This is a genomic window from Micrococcus sp. HG099, assembly GCF_024723355.1.
In the GTDB taxonomy this organism is placed as follows: domain Bacteria; phylum Actinomycetota; class Actinomycetes; order Actinomycetales; family Micrococcaceae; genus Micrococcus; species Micrococcus endophyticus.
In genome coordinates this window covers 1-495 of the sequence record NZ_JANQCJ010000300.1, presented here as the reverse complement: position 1 = coordinate 495, position 495 = coordinate 1, and the positions used below count along the sequence as shown (strand labels likewise).

The window sequence follows — 495 nt, the reverse complement described above, 5'->3', positions numbered from 1 at the left end:
GGCTCCGGCCGCTGCGACGGCGCCCGCACCGGCGGCGGCCAGGGGCGCGCCCGCGCTGCGGGAGCGCTGGGCATCGGGGGAGCGGTCGGCGTCGGGGGTCGTCGGCTCGACGACCATGGCGCGGCGCGGCACCGGCCGCTGACGGCGCACGGGGATCGCCTCGGTGTCCGGCGCGCTGTCCGGCGCGGGGGAGGCCGGGACGACGGGTGCGGGGGCGGTCGGCTCCGGGTCGACGTCCTCGGCGGGGGCGGTCGCCGTGGACTCCGGCTCTGCCGCGGCGGGCTCGTCGGCCCGGGTCTCCACGGTGTCCGTCTCCGCGGCACCGGGCGCCACGGTCTCCGTCGCCGCGGTCGCGGGCGCAGGGGTCTCAGCGGGCTCGGGGGTCTCAGTGGTCTCGGGCTTCGCGGCGTCGGCCTCCTCGGCTTGCGCAGCCTGGCGGGCCTTCGCGCCCTTCGCGGCGGCCGCGGCGCCTGCGGCGGCGGCCCCGGCCGCGGC

Annotated in this window: 1 pseudogene; it reads right to left on the bottom strand. The window is 82.4% G+C overall.

Going from position 1 to position 495, the window contains the following annotated elements:
- A pseudogene (locus NWP10_RS12325) lies at positions 1–495 on the bottom strand (DUF349 domain-containing protein); the annotation flags it as partial.